Here is a 17,228-nt window from a genome sequence, read left to right as displayed (position 1 = left end):
CGAATGATGGAACATATGACATCATGATCGGAAAGACGGATAAGGAAAATAAATGAATGATGAACTGATACAGGTTATAGAAGATTTAAAGATGTCAATATACGAAGATATGGGAGCAGAGACAAGCCCGAATGAGGTAGAGCAGTATGTCTCTGCCCTTTTATTGTGTTTGGGAATATCCGGCAGGGCGAAAGATCTTCCGGCTGTGATGGAGAGTATAAATATATATGCTTTTATTGACATGTATGATTATGTGTTATCTGCATGGAATGACAGGCACGGCATGGAAGCATGCAGAAAACTTGCAGAACACAGCGCAGAGACTGTGAATGGACTTTCGTGGAAGAACAAGTTTACATTTCAGGTACTATTGTTGGAGAATCTTTTGCTTCTGTACCAGACCAATAGAATCGAGATATTTGCACAATATTATGACAGGCTGGATTTGGACATTTTGGGCGGGCATATATATGAGTATCCTGAATTTTATGCCGGTGTATTCTCGGAACTGACGGATGTTGTTCATGACAGAAACGGTATGCGGATGGGGCAGATGCTGCTTGATTTGCTTCCGCATATAGACGAGGCTGCGGACACGGATTATGTGCTCTGTCTGGCGAATCTGTGCGAGAGTGCCACATGCTGCGCTTTATATGATGAGATGAGCGGATATTATGAAAGGCTTGGGGAATATCGGGAATGCTGTTATGCGGATATGGCGTATCTGTTCCTTTTGACAGACCTTTACATGGCGCAGACGGCGGCGGAGAAAAATACGCATGGAGACAGAGAGAAAGCGGAACATCTGCTGAATCAGATTGGAGAACATATATCAGATGTAGAGGATTCAGAGCTGAGAGAAGAACTGCAGATAAAGTATTTGCTGGAGAGGTCAAGAACTGCGATTGTCGGAGGGGATTATGTATCGGCGCTTCGATATACAGAGGACGGATATTCTGTTTGTAAAAGCAGCATGGAAGCTCATGCTGAATATTTACTTTTATTCCTGAATAACATGGCAATCGCCTTTGCGAATCAGGGAGACGCTGAATCATGCAAGCAACGTCTGGACGAGGGGCTTTCTGTTATATCAGAGTATCATCTGGAGGAGAGTACCGGCGCGGCATACCTCAGCAACACGTACAGTAGTCTTGCAAATGACGCAGCTGATGAAACATCAAAAGAGCAGGTGAGGAATCTGCTTGGAAAATGCAGACCGGAGAATGTATCATTCAGGGATATTCCGTTTGTACTTAACAGCATAAAGATGAATCTGCGGGCAGGCAATGCGGGTAGAAAAGAGAAAACTCTTATTCTGAACATGCTGGAGCACATTGAGAAGTTATTACTGCAAGAAAAATCAAATGAATTGTGGCTTTTCTATCTGGATGTCAGGACTGCATATTTTATAGTGGTGAAAGATGCAAGGCAGAGCCGATTGTGGTTTGACCGTATGTATGAATTCAGTCAGCGCTGCTTTCCGGATATGGAGATGGTTATAGATGTAATCTGCGATAACATCTCATTTGTCAGAAGAATGTTCTCGATGCAGGAGTTGAAAAGTCTGTTATTTACGCTGGTCAGGATTACGCCGATGCGCTTGACGGAGCTTGTGCTGTATCAGGAGCAAAAGTCCATGTTCGCAAGGATGTCCAGAATCAATCTGTTTTTTCACATTGTCGTATCATTTGTGTACGATGGGAGTATCGTGTGTTCTGACGTAGAATTGCTGGAGATATTCGGAAACCTCAAGAGTATCTGCCCGGATATACTTTCAGCCAGGCGGGAGTGCCTCTCGGATTGCGACCGGAAGAGTTATGAGGAACTTTGTAGGGTGGAACGCAGAATCATAGAACTTGACATGGCAAGATACTTTGGACATGAGACAGACAAGGAACAGCTCACGGAGCTTGACGACAGGAAACGCAGCGTTGAGAACAAACTGTATGCCAAGGCGCAGCCGAAGGTAATGGGGTGGCTGTCTGCAGATGAGCTGATAGGCAGGCTGCCGACAGACTGCCTATACATTGACTACCTTCAGTTTGTGACTGATTATGAAAAGCCGACCGAGAAGAATATGCGGTATGCGGTGCTGACGGTTGTTAAAACAGAGCAGGGATGTCGGATTTATCGTCAGCCTGTGATTGACGCCTATGAGGTCAGACAGTTATGTAATATCATAGATAAGAGAACAAGGGGTAATCGCTCTTATGATAGGAAGCAGAGTGCTTCGGGGTGGCTGTATGATGTGTCGGTATCAAGAAAACTGTATGACATTCTGCTTCGTGCTTCTGTAGAAAGCTGTCATGTACAGCCAAGGCCTGACAGACTGATTATTTCCGGTGACATAGAACTTCAATCTTTCCCATTTGATATGCTCACGACAAGCAGGGGAAGTCGGCTGCTGCAGGAGTTTAACGTATGCTATGTGAATTCTATGCGGAGCATTCATCACGATGTCTATGTGAATCGTGATGAGGGAGCTTTGGTGATTGGAAATCCGCAGTTCACGCTTGATAAAGAGAAAGTTTTATCGGGTGAAAATGAAGAGAAGAAGCTGTCGGTACTTCCGCTCAGCAAGGTGGAGGCGCAGACGGTAGCGGATTTTCTAGGTGCAGGAATCAAGCAGAAGATTGCAGCACGGAAAAATTTGCTTGAGGAAGTGCATGTTCCGATTCTTCATATAGCAACACATGGGGATTTTCGGCAGGATGAGCATTTTGACCCTGCAGCCGGACCGTTTGAATATGACTATCCGATGCGGCACAGCTGTATATTTCTTGCCGGAGCAAATGATTGGATTGTGTCAGGCGTGGAAACAGACCATTATGGAAATGGTGTGGTCAGCGCGGAGGAAATCTGCACATATGACTGGGGCGGAGTGAAGATGGTTGTGATGTCTGCATGTCTCACGAATACAGGAGACATCAGTTACACAGATGGACTTATAGGTATGCACACTGCGCTTTGCGCGCAGGGTATATCTGCGTGCGTGATGAGTCTGTGGGAGGTCGATGATTTTGCTGCGGCTGTTTTGATGTCCAGATTCTATCAGAATCTCCGCACGATGGAAGTGACGTCTGCCTTGTGGGAGGCAAAGAAATACATCATGACGGTCACGAACGGAGAACTTGCTGACGCAGGGTGGTATGGGGAGCAGAGAATCAGACGTATAGGACTTGCGGCTGATGAGATGAGAAGGCTGTCACAGCTTCCTGCGGGTATACGCTTGTTTGAAAAGCCCGTTTACTGGGCTGGGTTTGTGGCAGAGATTTGACGGTTTGATACAGGAGGAGAGGAACAAATGGCGATAATAAAAGAGCATATCAAATGCTGGATAATATGGTGAAGCTGTTGAATCTTCTTTAAAAATGTATGTTTACTAAAAAAGTTTAAATCATCTAAAATTTATGCGTCATTTCTCGCATGCCCTTGGATATATTCCATGTAAGTTATTTCAAATGGCATAAGAGGAGGCGCATTTTTTATGAACAAAGTACAAGAATCCATTGAAAAAAATATTGAAAAGTTAAATATTGATGCGAAGGCAAAGACTGCCTTGTACCAGATTCAGACGATTGCCAGATCGGATGCTTCATATTGCAAGCAGCTTGTTCCAAACTTGCTACTGGTGAGTCCGTCCGGTGCAGGCACAACGGAGTACGGGAAAGTATACAGCCGGATTATAGATGAGAATCATATCTATGATATTCGGGGATTGAGTACTTTCCTTGAACTGGATTTTCCATGTGATGATTCACCGCGCGAGTACAATCTGTTTTTCTCGTCGCCACGTGTGGCGGCTTCAACGCAGAATAATTTTTATGGCACATTTTTGTTGTCTTTCTCACGTTTTGAGGGCAGGGATTTGTTTACCAATCCGTACTTTGATACGCTGCTTGAGTTTGTAGAGCAGAACAGGGATAACATGCATTTCATTTTTCATGTGCTCCCGGAGTTTACGGAAAAAGAGAAGCTCCAAATGTCGTTGAACAGGATTCTTCACATGGTAAGGGTTGAATTTGACCATCCAAATCTGGAGATGTCAACTGAATATGTCTGGACAAGACTTGCAGACGTGGGTATCTCGCTTCCGAACACATATAAGGAGAAGTTCAAGACGGCATTGTCAGGGTGGATGGAGCAGACAGAGTTTGACGGATACGGTTCATTGGAACTGATAGCCAAGAGGATGCAGTATGAACTGTTTCTGATCGGAATCGGAAATGTTGACATGGAGTGCTTTGAGAAGGCAGTTAATAAGGCACTTCCGGATATTACGGTGTCAGAGGGAAACAGTGTTGGATTTTGTATAAGCGGAGGTGGCAGATAATGGTAAATGCAACACATATTACGGAAGAGGTTCGTTTCGAATCGGAAGAGGAGATTAAAGACAGATATACAGAGGTAAATTTTGAATCGGAAAAGGTTAAGGGCGCTGGCGTTCCGGTTATCAGTACAGGAAGAACTGCATATGTAGATGACTCAGAGGCTTCAACTTTTGTCGTGGGTGCGTCCGGTAGCGGCAAGACTCGTAAGGTGCTAATGCCGTATACATTTTCCTGTATACGGAAGAACGAGAATTTGATTATTCATGATCCAAAAGGAGAGATCAACAAATACATGTACAGAGACCTTGAGAAAGAGGGTTACAAGGTTATTGTTCTTGACTACAGAAGACCTCTTCGCGGCGACAGATATAATCCGCTTGAATATCCGTCCAAACTATACAGGGAGGGGAATACATCAAGAGCTGCGGAAATGTTTCAGGCGTTTGGTGAAACGATGTTTTCAGATCGCAAAAGTGAGAAAGATCCATACTGGAATCTTACTGCCTCATCATATTTAACAGGTTTATCCTTACTTCAGGCAGAGTTGCTCCCTGAAAAAGAGTGCACAATCAATCATTTATATGATTTACACATCCAGGGCGATAAGAAATATGGGTGTTCGAAGTACATCAAAGAGTTTTATTGCCGCCCCGGAGCAAAGGAATCATCTTCATACAAGCTGGCGGCTCCGGCAATTAACGCTCCGAATGACACCCAGGGTGGTCTGTATTCTGTATATACGTCTTGCCTTACGCCGTTCATATTGAACGAGGACATTATGGATGCGACCGCAAACAGTACATTTGATGTGAGAGACCTTGTGGAGAAGAAGTGCGCGATATTTATTATCACAAAGGATGAGGGAAGCGTATACAACAAGCTCATTTCAGCAAATATTGACCAGATCTACGAGAGATTGATTGATATTGCCGAGGAAGAATACGACGGCAGATTGCCAAGGAGAATCAACTTCATTCTTGATGAATTCGGCAATCTGGCTGAGATAAACAACATGCAGGGTAAGATTACTGCTGGCAGAAGCCGTAACATTCGTTGGCTGATTGTCTGTCAGAATATGGAACAGCTCAATCTCTTATATGGGGATAAAGGTGCGTCCATCATCTTTGGCAATTGCGCAAACATTGTATATTTATACTCGACCGATATTAAGCTCTTGCAAAGAATATCAGCCATGTGCGGCTTGTATTCCGATGAACTGACCGGTGCAAGACACCCATTGATGTCGATGGATCACCTGAGGTATCTGAATAAGGACAAGGGAGAAGTTCTGCTTCTTCTTGAACGGGCTCGACCGTTTGTAGGATATCTGCCGGATATATCTGCATATCCGTTGTCTCCGACACAGCATGTCAATGTGAGTGAGAGGAAGAGACAAACTTTGACGCCAATAGATTTTCAGGAGATTGTTAATAAACAGAAACGTGAGCAGATGGCTGAAAAACGGGCTGAGGATGAGCGCAATGAGCCTGTCATTCCGCCTGAGGACATAGACAAGATGATAGCGGAGATTGATCGCAAAATTGCTGAACTAGAAGAGGAAGAACGCGAGGAAAAGAAGCGGGCGCAGATTCACAAGAAAAGCAATAGCAAAGGAAAGAAAGCTAATAGTAGAAATAACAAGCATGAGCTGAAGGACGATGACAGTGGTGATGAGAAGTCATAGAGTTCACAAGTGTGCTTTTCCCAAAAAAATTATCGCTGAAGCTGTGATATTGTAGGCTTAGGCAAAAGATTTGTCCGCACATGCGACAAAATCGGAAGGTTTGTTGATATACATAATATTTTAATGCTTGATGGTTCGAGGATGGAAATTTCCCAAAATGATGCGATTGCCTATGTGATGGAAAAGGTAAACGATGATATATGCGATTTTGGAAGTCCTTTTCTCGATGATGAGGAGGACAAGTTAAAAACAGGAGAATATAATGAAAATGTTGTTTTTTCACTTGATTATTTTGACAGGTTCCTGACTGGTAGATATGACTTGGAAGATTACAGGGAAGCGAGAACATATCATTTTATAGTTAAACTGTTAGCAGCATATTTGCCATCTGATAAGGATGTATTAGACTACTTCTTCGTGCTGTCAGATGTGTCAAAGAGATTAACTAAGGATAGAAGCCTCAGCTTTATCAGAAATGGTGTGTATTGGAAGTTGAACGAATTGCATTTAACAGGAAAGCTGTCGAGTATAATTAACGATAAGGACAAGTTAAAAAAGAAACTCCTACAAGATGCATATTGGGAAGATGATTCTATAGACAATGACACTTATGAAAGCGATTGTGCTAAATATGTGGGCTATTTTTCCATAGTGAAGGGAAGGATAGTTGCCCATAAAGAGGAAATCAGAAATGCCATGTGCATTGGAGATATGCTGTTTGCAAAGTGGCTGGATAGACCGGGAGTGGTTTCATACAATCTTGAGTCTGGCGCATACGAAATCCAGTATAACAGAGAACTGACAAAGGAAGAAGTTCAGTTGGTACTTAATGCATATCATATTGTTTATGCGGCTTATTGCGTTAGCGTAGACAAGTGCCGTCTTGATTGACTACACCATTATTATACTAGGAGGTGAGTTGCTGTGCATAAACCTATTTTAGCGGTTACAGGAGATACACATGGAGAAGAAGGCAGATTTCTTTATCCAGAAGAATCAGCAAACAAGCATTTGCAAAAAGGAGATTATTTGTTTATCTGTGGTGATTTTGGCTATCTGTTTGACGATTCATACAGAGAAAGGCAATTCCTAAAATACCTTGCAGAAGATGTGCCGTATACCATTTGTTTTTGTGATGGAAATCATGAGAATTTTGATTTGATAAATGCTTATGATGTTACAATTTGGAATGGCGGTAAGGTACATATTATAAAAACGGATGAAAATGGGACTCCTAAAGTCATCCATTTAATGCGAGGACAAGTATACGAAATAGAAGGAAAGCGAATCTTTGTTTTTGGTGGTGCGTATAGCATTGACAAGGCCATGAGGATTGAGGGAAGAAGCTGGTGGCCACAGGAGATGCCAAATGAGGAAGACATGAGCGAAGCAACCAGGAATTTAGAGGCTGCTAATTGGAAAGTGGACTATATACTTACACATGCAGCTCCGGAAGAAACAATGTCAATTTTTCATCCAGAGCATGTACATGAAATGCCACTTAACGGTTTCTTAGAGTATATTCGTGAAAAAACGCAGTATAAACACTGGTATATGGGGCATCTTCATCGTGATGAAGATGTGTGGCGTCATCAAACAATTCTATGGTTTTCACTTCGGAACATGGAAGACAATACAGAATTCAGTTAGTGAAAGGAAAATTACGAGTGATATGAGTGAGGATTGGAGGAATGAATGTGCTGTACATAAAGAAAGTAAGACTGAAAGATAAGTCAACGCTCAGCAAATTTTTATATGTAATATTGCATATTTGGGTTGGCGGATTTATTGGAATTTGGTATTTTTTCTGGCTTTCACTATTCACCAGTGTGCCGTCATCGCTGTATGATGATTCACCTGTCTGGCTGTTTGGTTGCATGGTATTAGTCTGTTCGATTGGAATAGCAGTTACATTTTCCGCTCGAAGGACTTGTAGCAATGTGATCTGTAATATAGCGGCAGGCTGTGGGCTATATGTAATTTTTCAACTTGGCTGTTATTCTGTCGCTACTCTGATTGCGATAATGGTTGCGGCTGCTATTTGCTCCGGTGTTGGAATCGTAAGGATTTGCCTTAGACATACCGGAGCAAGGACTGTGAGCAGGCAAAGATTGGCGATGGCGCGAAGAATTCGCGTCAGGGATCTTATTAGACGGAATGCTTGTATTGCCTGTGGAGTTTGTGCAATCCTGATTCCGCTTGCAGTGGGTCACACAGATTGGATGAAATTGTATGAAATCTATTGCAATCAAATGAATCGATCAATGGGAAGCAATGCTGATTTTGATTATGCGGCGACAAATTACTATGAAGATCATGGTATTGAAAAAAATTTGATACAATCAAACGGATTTACGATAATGATGAGTGGCAAAGTCTTGCTACTGAGCAGAAAAAAGAAACAGTGAAAGCAATCTTTGATTGTGAATCTAAGTATCTTGGCGTGCAAAATGCCGTGTCCCTTGAGTTTTCGGATAATCTTCCCAGCTCTCTGTATTACGAGGTTAGGGCTCAGTATGACTCGAATAATAGAAAAATAACGATAAAAGATGGACTTCTCGATTACGATAATGATGAGGTTTTTATGGTGATTGCTGAGGAAGTCTACCATGCATATGAACACGACATGATGGAACTTTATTCACAAACGCTGACAGAGTCGCAGAAGTCCTTATGGTGTTTTAAAGATGTGGGGGCATGGATTAAGAATAATGATTCGTATGTGATAGGCGGCAATTCCAGCTATGAAGCATATGAATCGCAACCCATTGAAGAGGCGGCAAAGGAATACGCGACTTATTCATGGGTTTCGTACATGCAAAATATAGGGGATGTTGTAGATGTATGCTATACCGATGAAAATTCTGATTGAATTCATGCGACATTTTACCGGATAGCAAGGATATATTTTATAGCTTCAAATCACAGGAGGTGGTCGTATGTTTGGAAACGAAAGCAAGACACAGGCAGAGATTCTGAAAATGGAACCATATGCGAGGTTTCTTCGACAGTTTGATACATTGAAGGATGTCAGCGGGGAAACGGTACATATTCGTATTGCATCCGATAATATTGCTCGGAACGAAGATAAGGCAATCGGTGGATTTGAATTAAATCGGACATATACAAGATGGTATGACCTTAGATTTGTTTTCAGAACTGTGTTGGATAAGAAGGATGATTTACAGCAAGAGAAGTTCTTCGTATACCATGAGCTCCTTACGGAATTCGATGAGGAATTTCGAGATTGCTTGATGGACATGGCAGAAGATATTAGTAAGAAGCAGGGCTGCATGTTTATATCTTCGCTCGCAAAATCCTGTGAGGTTGAGGCAGCAGTGAAAGCAAAAAACAGATTCTCTTTATCGTATGAGGTGGGATGCGAAAAAGAGAATGCGCGTGAAATCTGCTTGCAGTTGATCAGTCATGACGTGGCTATATTTGCAAGGAGTTTCTGATACAAAGATTTATTAAAATTTACAAGGGAGATGAACACTATGTCAATGAGTAATGAAACAACAAATGATGCAAACGATTTAAATACCGTGTCGGAGGGCAAATCGCCGTTTACAAGTACAGCATTAGGTTACATCGTCGAGCATATCTTACTTGCGGCGGTGCTTGGATATGATCTGCTACATTTCCTGCCAAAGTTCATTCGGATAGCAGCCTTTGATGAGTCGGTGGTTTGTCTTTCGGTCTGCCTGCTGATTAGTTGTGCAGTCGGGATTCTGATTACATGGCGTGACAGGAGGTGGCAATATATCTGTGTGAATGTACTTGCCGGACTTGGAGCTTATGTCGCTTGGACATTTATGGATTATCATCTGTCATCAGACAGATTCCGATTGATACTGACGATAGAGGTGTGTGTAGCGATTGTTGGTATGGGTTTGGCTGTATTTAGCCGGAAGAAAAATGAATCGGTAGATGGAAGAGGTAATGTTCCGGGATTGCAGATCGCTTGGCTGGGAGCCTGCCTGGCGGCTGTTACAGCTTGCATTTTTATGCCAATCTCTGTGAAGTGTATGGATGACGCGGAGATCAAGAGCACATATTATGAAAAAGTCGGCTATGATGCTGTAGCCGATGATGCCTATGAGCCAACATATGTATATGGAGATGAGTATTCTCTGGATAATAATATCGAAACCATCAAGAACATTGATGACAGCATTTGGCCGACGATTTCCGATGCGGAGAAGGAGGCAACTTTACAGGCTGTAGCTTACGCCTATGCAAATGATCAGGGACTTGGCAGTAAGATGCAATTTGTATTCAGCGATGATTCTTACGAGGATGAGTATGGGAAGTATGAATATAATGCGGATCAATCCACGGTGTATATCAGTACAGAATGTCTGTCTGATTCTGAAACAGCTTGTCAGGCGGTGATTCATCAGGTGTATCACATTTATCAGCAGGAACTTTGTGATATCTATATAACACTTACAGACACGCAACGCGCTTTTTGGAAGTTTGATAATTGCGCTGCATATATACGTTATCTGAATGGAGATCCTCTTCTTGGTTATGAAAATGATGACGACAAGAGAAGTTTTGAATTTCTTGCAGAATTAACAGGTGAAACGGAAACGCGATCTTATAGAAATCACGTGTATGATTATCTGAATCCAGACCAGGAAGATTAGGGGGTGATGATATATGAGATTATTAGATGTAGACGGAGAATATGGCTGTATTGCAAGCTGGGTCACTCCCGAGATATCGGAAGGTGGTAGAAAGGTAGTGCTGCACAATGAATTTCTGGGTAAAGAGAGGGAACTGAATCAGTATGAGGCACGTCTCCTGTTTAGTATGACCGGAAACAATGATCCGATTGTGGACAGATGTTCTTCTGATATCTGCAACAGCTTGTGGAAAGAATCATATATCGAGAAAGAGGACATAAGAGAACACGAAATATTGGAGTTTGCCGCTACGATTCAGGAGAGCATAGATGAAGAAAAGGGTGTGACAGGTCACGTAAAGACAGAGGTGGACGAGACCGGAGAATATGTAACGGAGCTCGTATGTGAGGAGGCTCTTACAGAAGCAAAAAAGGTTTATAAAGAGCAGTGGAGAACATACAGCAAGTCGGCTCATCCGATGTTATGGACAGTCGTGTTATCCCTGTTGGGTGTAATATTATTTTCCTTTGGAGCAACCTTGTTGCCTCGGGCGTTGATTTCGGCTGCTGCAAATGACATGGAATGGGAACTTGGTGGATTTTTACTTATGATGTTAAGTACTGTGGTTGTATTCCTCTTAGAAGGGTTTCCGAGGGATTTGTGTCATGGTGCTGTCGGCAGGTTGTTCGGAGCCCGTGTCATTTATAAGGGATTTTTAAATGGTTCATTGCTGCATGGCGATTGGTATCTGATAGATGACTCTGTGGTTATCGGGAAATATTATGCAATCCGAAGGATGCACATCAGGCTTGCCGGCGCATATTGTGACTTCTTGATTGCTTCGATTTTGTCAGGAGTGTTGCTTCACACGGAAAATACAATTCTCTATTGGATTGTCAGCGGAATGTTGTTTGGCATTCTTATAAGGTGCGCGGTACATTTCTTTCCGTCATTTTTACATGAGGATTGTATCCAAGTGTTAGATGCAATGATGCATGCAAATCACATTTCCTATGGACTGAGTTATCTTGGCCGACTGTTTCGTGACAGTGATACAAGGCATGAACTTCTGGCTCAAAGGGGAATCCATGCAGTCGGCGCTTTGCTTGTGTGTGCATTGATAGTGTTTCTCCAGATTATAGGGCATATAGGATTTTGGAGCTTGATCATATTTTATGTCGGATTGATGGGGTGATGATTATGGCGTTTGATATAATTAAGTTATTAATATTGGGTGTAAACAGTGGGTATTTCCTTTATACGGGAGCTGCTCAACGGGATCTGATTGATGGCGGAATTGGAGTATTGCTGTTTTTTGTTATGATTGGAATGGTTGGCTTTACATCCGGGCATGAAAGCCTGTGGTCATTTTTGTTTGCTTTTATTGTGATAATTCCGTGTAATATCAAGGTTACAGAGTTGTTGCTGTTCGATATGATGTACAAAAGGTATCCGGATAGCTTTAACATGCTTTATGTAACGGATTATCCGTTTAAAATATTTTGTGTGGCATTTTCAAGATTGTCGGTATGGAACAAAGTCTTTACGGTAAATATGGGTGTATTTATTTGTGTTATTATACTTATGGCGGAGTTATATGCGACAGGCTTGATCGTTCGAACAATCTGGTCTGATCAAAAAAGAGACACTTTCCGCTTATTTGTACCGGCAGAGAAAGCTGAACAGGAAGATGACGTTACTATGCGGGTGACTTGGTCAAGAAAAAATATGTATTATTATGCTCCTGAATCAGAGACGGATGATGAAGAGGATGTTAATAAGAAAAAAGTAGAGGAATTCGATTGGAGGAGAGAATTTGCACTTGAGGGTGATAAACCGGTAGGAATAGTCCGTTATAAGAAACGTTCAAAGAATTCATCAATTACGAACCGGTGACATTTGAGTAGCTACTTGAGAATAATAATCGGTGGTATGAGCGTGGAGGCACTTGCGATGAGGGAGGTGACGCGAATTATGAGCAGCGTTGAATATTGGGATTTGTTTAATAGGAATCGAGTCTGGGTAAGAAATCACCACAAGCGTGGAAACAGGATTCCTGACGGATTGTATCATATCGTCGTTCACTCATGGGTCATGGATTACTATGGTAACTTCCTGATCTTGCAGAGGCAGAAAGGGCGGACGGATGTCACTGTACGAGGTCGAGACCGGTGCGGAATATTATAGATGAAGAATGAGATTATAAAGGAAAGCAATCTTTCGTGGATTGCTTCTTCTTATTTTTCAACATGATAAATTCATTATCGGAACATGACTGTGGCACAGAACTGTTAAATGTGATAAAATTTATTGCGAGATTTGAGAAAGAAAACATGCACATGGAACACCTGCGCTGTGTTGTGGAACGAATTACATATCAGAGTGACGCACATGTCGGCTCTGTGCTGTCGCTTGAAGGCACATGGAAAGTGGACAGCAAATACGGCAGACAGTTGCAGGTAGAGAAATGGGAGGAAACGCTGCCGGCAACGGTATATGGAATAGAGAAATACCTCGGCAGCGGATTGATTAAAGGTTTCGGTTCGAAGTTTGCGAAGCGAATTGTCCAGAAGTGAATAATCTGTGCCTCAATGAGTTTGATTTGAATTTAAATTGAAATATCTGGTAAGTATATATAAAAAAAGATGTTGTTGGATAGTTGTTTATGTATTGAAGGAGTGAGTATGACAACCGAAAAATTAGAGGAAATGTTGCAGGCTGGAGAGGGCTTCACCGTTGAGTATAAAGAGTGCGTAAATGGATTGAATAACAGTGTTTTTGAAACGGTTTGTTCTTTTTCAAATCGCTATGGCGGACATATTATTTTAGGAGTTAAAGAGACAGAAGACCACAAGGGCAGGGTAATAGGTGTTAATCCAAAATGCATTGTGGATATGAAGAATAATTTTGTGAATGTGCTGAATAATCCACAGAAGATGAGTCCGTCATTGTATTTAAATCTTGAAGAATTTGATTATGGTGATAAGAAAATACTATGGGTGTATGTACCGGTCAGTTCACAGATTGAGTTGTGTGGTGGTAGGATTTACGATAGAAACAATGATGCAGATCAGGATATTACGACATCGTCTGATTTGGTGTCAAACATATCGAACCGGAAATCAAAAACATACACAGAACGCATCATCTTCCCATACTGTACAAAAGAACATTTGAAAATGGAGATGATACCGAGGGTAAAAACACTTGCTTTGAACAGGAACGAGAACCATCCGTGGAAAGATATGGATGATATGGAACTGATGAAAAGTGCAGGACTTTACGAGGAAGATATAATGACTGGGAAAAAGGGATTTAATCTTGCGGCAATTTTACTGTTTGGCAAGCCGGAGGTTATAAGGTCTTGTGTGCCGGGCTATAAGACGGATGCAATCTACCGCGCAGAAAATATGGACAGATATGATGACAGACTGATTGTTGAGGAGAATTTGATAGAAAGCTATGATCTATTGATGAACTTTATTGCCAAGCATACAAATGATAAGTTTTTCCTGATTGATAATGTTAGTGTAAGTGTTAGAAATGCGATTGCACGTGAAATTGTAAGCAATATTCTTGTACATCGTGAGTTTAGTACGGCATTTCCGGCGAAACTTGTGGTTGAACCGGACAAGATATATACAGAGAATTGGAACAGGGCGCAACGAGTAGGACGGATAGAACCTCAAAATTTCACACCGTATCCCAAAAATCCGGTGTTGGCAAATTTCTTTGTTAATATTGGCTATGCAGATTCATTAGGTTCAGGAGTTCGTAATTTGTATAAGTATACAAAAATATATTCGGGCGGTGAACCTGATTTTGAAGAGGGAGATGTGTTTAAACTGACAGTTCCACTTAAAGAACGCAATGAAAGTGAACGTGTTGATGATAATGGCACCAAAACTTGCACTAAAGTTGGCACCAATGGCACTAAAGTTGGCACCAATGGCACTAAAGTTGGCACCAAATCTGGCACCAATGACACCAAAACCGGAACGGATGTACACGAAGAGGATATTGAGGCAAAGATTGTTGAGTTGATTCGTGAAAATAAAAAAATAACGCAGAAAGAAATGCAGGAACAAACCGGAACTTCACTTAGATCAATTAAACGTTATATATCAAAATTGCAGAGTGATGGTGTTATAAAAAGAGTTGGCTCAAGTCGGAGCGGATATTGGGAAATAAACGAGTAATTGTCTATGAAAATTAAACATAGGAAGAATATATAATGAATGAAAGAGATGTAGAAATTAGTAAAAGAGAAGCTAAGAAGAAGGAACGTAGGTCGAGAAAGGACAAGCTTGCAATAGAGAAGAGAATACTTCGTCTGTCTTTTATGGGAAGTGTCTTCTTCATACTTGCGGAGGGCGTGATGGCATGGTATACCCATTCACATTCACTTTGGACGGACTGCCTGTTCGACTCCGCAGATCTGGTCATGATAGGACCATTTATGGTGCTTGTTCCGCTTCTGTATAAACCGGTGACAGAGAAACATCCATATGGTTATGCCCAGGTGGAATCACTTTTTCTCCTTGTGAAGTACAGTGTATTACTTGCACTCACATGTAATCTCATGGTTGAGAATATAAAGCTGTTGTTTCATGGGGGACATGAGGTAGATGCGGGGAGCATAGCGGTATTTGAATTTCTTGTATGTGTATGCTGTGCGGTTATGTATGCGATACTTGGCCATTACAGTAAGAAATATGAGTCTACAACTATCAAAGCGGAGCTGTATATGTGGAAACTTGACGTAATAAGCAGTATGGGAGTTGCTATAGCATTTGCGGTACAGACTGCTCTTTTGCATACAAGCCTTCGTTTTATGACCCCTTATATTGATCCGGCAGTAGCGGTGGTTATGGCACTTCTTCTCATAAAAGAACCGGTGTGCGAGATATTCCAGAGTATCAAGAATCTTATTCTTTTTGCTCCGGAGGAAGAGACGCTTAATCAGATACGAGGCATAGTGGATCAGCATATGAAGGATTACCCATATGAGGTCACTTTTCTGGATGTCATCCAGACCGGGCGGAAGCTTTGGGTTGAGGTATATATAGGAAATCAGACGGATGTGATACATATAAGTATCATTCATAAGGTGAGAGACGAGATAAAACAGGAGCTTAGGGATAAGTATGATCAGGTGTATATAGAGGTCATACCAGATTGATGGTAAAGCTGTAATACAAAATATAAATGATCAAGGGGATGCAAGGATATGTTACATTATGAAGTTTTTGAAAGCTCATGTGATACCGATAGATATATAGTTCTGCTTCACGGATTTGGAGGGAACAACAGGGTATGGAAGAATCAGATTCCCTTGCTTCAGAAGAAGTTTAATGTTCTGGCGATAACTCTGCCAAGTCATGGAGACAGTGAACTGAAATTGTCCAAGATGGGAAGTACGCTGGATGTTGTCGTGGGTGAGATAACGCAGGTGCTTGATGAGCGGGGGATACAGCGAGCTGTTTTTATGGGCGTATCACTTGGAACTATATTTATCAAATATATGGAGATGAGATGCGGAAGTTACATAGATAAAGCAATACTTGTGGGTGCGCTTGGCACGGTTGGAAAACCACTCAGGCGTGCTGTCAATGTCTTTGCTAAGATAGGCGACAAGCTGCCATTTCCTGTCGTCTACAGAATAATGGCAAAGTTATTTATGCCATGGAAAGTCAGCAAGACAAGCAGGAAGGTGTTCTGCAAATGTGCCAAGGCATTAAACAGTCTGGAATTTAAGGCGTATATGAATATTTTTATTGAGCATTTTTCACTTTGTGACGAGTTCGTGAGCAGATTACACGAGGAGAATGTATATATTTCTGGTCGGGGTGATCTGTGCTTTATAAATGGAATCGTGGAGGAAGCTGATCTGACAGATGCGGAGCTGATAATAATAGAGCATTGCGGTCACGTGTGCAACATAGATCAGAGCAGACAATTCAATGATATTATTTCTGAATTGCTTGACATTGAATGAATTGAAAGTGGAATATGATACGACAAGGATATACTATCTTAAACTGCTGATAAATAAGGATAAGGAGACTGTGATATGGCAACGATGAACACGTATACGGGGAACAAAATAGATCCGATGAATATGACATCTTCAGACATATCAATACAGGATATTGCGCATGCATTAAGCCTCACGTGCCGCGGCGGAGGGCATGTGTCATATTTCTTTTCTGTGGCACAGCACTCCATCAACTGTATGAATGAGGCGAAGTCAAGGGGATGGTCAGAGCGGCTACAGCTTGCCTGTCTGTTGCACGATGCCAGCGAGGCGTATATATCAGACATAATCAGACCGGTAAAAGCGCATTTGTCCAATTATCTTGAGATAGAGAGTTCGATTATGAACGTTATACTTGAGCGATTTGGACTTGCTGATCTGAGCGAAGAAGAGAATGCGATGTGGAAACAGATAGATGATGATATGATGAACTTCGAACTTAAGAATCTGATGAAAGGCGAGGCGTACAGGAATACGGACAACCTTAGTTCAGTCCCTGCTGAGGCCGAAAGACCATGGCGAGAAGTGGAAGATGAATTTGAGGC

Annotated in this window: 16 protein-coding genes; all 16 read left to right on the top strand. The window is 41.9% G+C overall.

Translation table 11 applies throughout. The features are described from left to right. The first annotated feature begins 52 nt into the window (after positions 1-52). Positions 53-3,277 carry a CHAT domain-containing protein gene (locus tag CCU_RS13740; RefSeq protein ID WP_015535064.1) on the top strand — a complete coding sequence of 1,075 codons (3,225 nt, stop codon included), beginning with the start codon at positions 53-55 and terminating at the stop codon, positions 3,275-3,277. Between the two features lie 210 nt (positions 3,278-3,487). Then, positions 3,488-4,333: a hypothetical protein gene (locus CCU_RS13735; RefSeq protein WP_015535063.1), complete on the top strand. Its 846-nt coding sequence runs from the start codon at positions 3,488-3,490 to the stop codon at positions 4,331-4,333. Further along, positions 4,333-6,015 (top strand): type IV secretory system conjugative DNA transfer family protein, encoded by a 1,683-nt coding sequence (locus CCU_RS13730; protein WP_015535062.1) that lies wholly within the window; start codon positions 4,333-4,335, stop codon positions 6,013-6,015. Before CCU_RS13735 ends, CCU_RS13730 begins: the two co-directional genes overlap by 1 nt. Before the next feature lie 141 nt (positions 6,016-6,156). Beyond that, positions 6,157-6,906: a hypothetical protein gene (locus CCU_RS13725; protein WP_147360132.1), complete on the top strand. Its 750-nt coding sequence runs from the start codon at positions 6,157-6,159 to the stop codon at positions 6,904-6,906. Between the two features lie 33 nt (positions 6,907-6,939). After that, positions 6,940-7,665 (top strand): metallophosphoesterase family protein, encoded by a 726-nt coding sequence (locus CCU_RS13720; RefSeq protein WP_055144234.1) that lies wholly within the window; start codon positions 6,940-6,942, stop codon positions 7,663-7,665. Between the two features lie 47 nt (positions 7,666-7,712). Further along, complete coding sequence (locus CCU_RS13715; RefSeq protein ID WP_208896310.1) at positions 7,713-8,423, top strand: hypothetical protein; 711 nt, start codon at positions 7,713-7,715, stop codon at positions 8,421-8,423. Further along, the gene (locus CCU_RS13710; protein WP_208896309.1) at positions 8,420-8,887 is read left to right on the top strand and encodes a hypothetical protein; all 468 of its coding nucleotides are present in this window, start codon (positions 8,420-8,422) and stop codon (positions 8,885-8,887) included. Before CCU_RS13715 ends, CCU_RS13710 begins: the two co-directional genes overlap by 4 nt. Positions 8,888-8,954: 67 nt before the next feature. After that, a complete protein-coding gene (locus tag CCU_RS13705; RefSeq protein ID WP_015535059.1) occupies positions 8,955-9,473 on the top strand; it encodes a hypothetical protein in 519 nt (172 codons plus the stop codon). 39 nt (positions 9,474-9,512) lie between these two features. Continuing rightward, entirely contained in the window at positions 9,513-10,667 is a 1,155-nt protein-coding gene (locus tag CCU_RS13700) for a hypothetical protein (protein WP_015535058.1), read from the top strand. Positions 10,668-10,680: 13 nt separating this feature from the next. Beyond that, positions 10,681-11,841: a hypothetical protein gene (locus tag CCU_RS13695; protein ID WP_015535057.1), complete on the top strand. Its 1,161-nt coding sequence runs from the start codon at positions 10,681-10,683 to the stop codon at positions 11,839-11,841. Positions 11,842-11,846: 5 nt separating this feature from the next. After that, positions 11,847-12,542, top strand: coding sequence for a hypothetical protein (locus tag CCU_RS13690; protein ID WP_243440909.1), 696 nt, complete (start codon positions 11,847-11,849; stop codon positions 12,540-12,542). Between the two features lie 401 nt (positions 12,543-12,943). Then, positions 12,944-13,222 (top strand): YrrC family ATP-dependent DNA helicase, encoded by a 279-nt coding sequence (locus CCU_RS13685; protein ID WP_243440908.1) that lies wholly within the window; start codon positions 12,944-12,946, stop codon positions 13,220-13,222. Positions 13,223-13,330: 108 nt separating this feature from the next. Further along, entirely contained in the window at positions 13,331-14,845 is a 1,515-nt protein-coding gene (locus CCU_RS13680; protein ID WP_015535054.1) for an RNA-binding domain-containing protein, read from the top strand. Between the two features lie 35 nt (positions 14,846-14,880). Beyond that, positions 14,881-15,828, top strand: a complete 948-nt coding sequence (locus CCU_RS13675) for a cation diffusion facilitator family transporter (protein WP_015535053.1) — start codon at positions 14,881-14,883, stop codon at positions 15,826-15,828. 48 nt (positions 15,829-15,876) lie between these two features. Beyond that, the gene (locus CCU_RS13670) at positions 15,877-16,644 is read left to right on the top strand and encodes an alpha/beta fold hydrolase (RefSeq protein WP_015535052.1); all 768 of its coding nucleotides are present in this window, start codon (positions 15,877-15,879) and stop codon (positions 16,642-16,644) included. Between the two features lie 75 nt (positions 16,645-16,719). Next, the coding region (locus tag CCU_RS13665) for an HD domain-containing protein (RefSeq protein WP_208896404.1) at positions 16,720-17,228 on the top strand (509 nt) is incomplete at its 3' end.

The sequence above is a fragment of the Coprococcus sp. ART55/1 genome (assembly GCF_000210595.1).
GTDB lineage: Bacteria > Bacillota > Clostridia > Lachnospirales > Lachnospiraceae > Coprococcus > Coprococcus aceti.
This window is presented reverse-complemented; position numbering and strand designations above follow the sequence as displayed.

Coding starts and splice junctions, on each gene's coding strand:
- CCU_RS13730 (WP_015535062.1), top strand. CDS start 4,333: ATGGTAAATGCAACACATATTACGGAAGAGGTTCGTTTCGAATCGGAA.
- CCU_RS13700 (WP_015535058.1), top strand. CDS start 9,513: ATGTCAATGAGTAATGAAACAACAAATGATGCAAACGATTTAAATACC.
- CCU_RS13690 (WP_243440909.1), top strand. CDS start 11,847: ATGGCGTTTGATATAATTAAGTTATTAATATTGGGTGTAAACAGTGGG.
- CCU_RS13675 (WP_015535053.1), top strand. CDS start 14,881: ATGAATGAAAGAGATGTAGAAATTAGTAAAAGAGAAGCTAAGAAGAAG.
- CCU_RS13670 (WP_015535052.1), top strand. CDS start 15,877: ATGTTACATTATGAAGTTTTTGAAAGCTCATGTGATACCGATAGATAT.
- CCU_RS13705 (WP_015535059.1), top strand. CDS start 8,955: ATGTTTGGAAACGAAAGCAAGACACAGGCAGAGATTCTGAAAATGGAA.
- CCU_RS13680 (WP_015535054.1), top strand. CDS start 13,331: ATGACAACCGAAAAATTAGAGGAAATGTTGCAGGCTGGAGAGGGCTTC.
- CCU_RS13740 (WP_015535064.1), top strand. CDS start 53: ATGAATGATGAACTGATACAGGTTATAGAAGATTTAAAGATGTCAATA.
- CCU_RS13695 (WP_015535057.1), top strand. CDS start 10,681: ATGAGATTATTAGATGTAGACGGAGAATATGGCTGTATTGCAAGCTGG.
- CCU_RS13735 (WP_015535063.1), top strand. CDS start 3,488: ATGAACAAAGTACAAGAATCCATTGAAAAAAATATTGAAAAGTTAAAT.
- CCU_RS13725 (WP_147360132.1), top strand. CDS start 6,157: ATGGAAATTTCCCAAAATGATGCGATTGCCTATGTGATGGAAAAGGTA.